This window comes from Leisingera sp. JC1 (assembly GCF_001679925.1).
Taxonomy (GTDB): Bacteria; Pseudomonadota; Alphaproteobacteria; order Rhodobacterales; family Rhodobacteraceae; genus Leisingera.
Window position 1 is genome coordinate 1 of record NZ_LYUZ01000017.1, and the last position, 1314, is coordinate 1314.

The 1314-nt window shown below is 65.9% G+C and carries 2 protein-coding genes; both read right to left on the bottom strand.

Annotated elements, in window-relative coordinates:
- A partial coding sequence (locus A9D60_RS03595) for a GntR family transcriptional regulator (RefSeq protein WP_141117807.1) occupies positions 1–300 on the bottom strand: 300 nt, incomplete at its 3' end.
- A 120-nt stretch (positions 301–420) separates the two neighbouring features.
- Entirely contained in the window at positions 421–1290 is an 870-nt protein-coding gene (locus A9D60_RS26925) for a protein kinase domain-containing protein (RefSeq protein ID WP_254656623.1), read from the bottom strand.
- Between the last annotated feature and the right edge of the window lie 24 nt (positions 1291–1314).

Here is a 1314-nt window from a genome sequence, read left to right on the forward strand (position 1 = left end):
GCCGTAGCCGCCGCCAGTCTCTGATTGCAACCGGTAAGGCGGGCTGCCGCCTGCCTCTGCTCCGGTCACGAAACTGCCGCGCCCGACCTGGCCGTCAATCAGCCGCTGCCGCCGCAGGCTGTCATAGGCCTTGCTGACCGTATGCACGCTCAGGCCCAGTTCCTGTGCCATCCGGCGATGGGTCGGCAGTTGCGCGCCCGCGGCCAGGCGGCCATCGGAGATCGCCCTGGCCATGGCCTGCGCCAGGCTGGCATGCAGCGGCGCTGTGAGGGTCTCGGGATCGGGATACCAGATTGTCATGCGTCAATCCTACCGATGCGCCGCGGGAATGCCCAGCCCTCCCCGGCCTGGCGGCACCGGCCCCGCAAACGGAATAGCGCCCCAGTTTAACTAACTTCAAGGCAACTCGCCGGCCCGCTGTTAACCCAATGTTTGCTGCCCTTTGGCAAGGATTATGGCGGAAATACGGCGGCTTTGCCGCAATTGCCCGAATGGGGCCGTGAACATTCCCCATTCCGCCGGCAGCTTAAAGGTCCGCCCGCGCCCTTCCGGCCCGGGACCGAGCAGCCAGGAGGAACAGACGCCGTGCCGCACGACCCATCTTCCGCCGATCCGGCGCAGACCTGCGAACTGCCCTGCGGCTTCAAGCTGTTGCAGGGCCAGTACCAGATTGAGCGCCCGCTGATCAGCGGCGGCTTCGGCATCACCTATCTGGCGCGCGACAGCCTGGAACGGCGGGTGGTGATCAAGGAGTGCTTTCCCGCGGGGCTGTGCCGCCGCAACGGCCCGGAGGTGGAGCCGACGGCGCCGGAACACGCCAAATCCTGTCGCAACGTGCTGCGCGCCTTCCTTCGCGAGGCGCATCTGCTGGCCCGCGCCGAGCACCCCGGCATCGTCGGTGTGCATCAGGTCTTCAAGGAAAACCAGACCGCCTATATCGCGATGGAGTTCATTGACGGTCTTGACCTGCTGACCGTGCGCGAGGAACAGCCCGAGCGGCTGACCGCACCGGTGCTGCAGCAGATTGTCGGGCGAGATGTCGCGGTGCAGAATACCAAGCCCGTGCAGGCAGCCAAGCGCCTCCAGCGCCTGTGTCAGAATCTGCCGCAGCACCGGTGCGGTCAGCCGCTCGGGCTGTTCCTCGCGCACGGTCAGCAGGTCAAGACCGTCAATGAACTCCATCGCGATATAGGCGGTCTGGTTTTCCTTGAAGACCTGATGCACACCGACGATGCCGGGGTGCTCGGCGCGGGCCAGCAGATGCGCCTCGCGAAGGAAGGCGCGCAGCACGTTGCGACAGGATTTGGCGTGTTC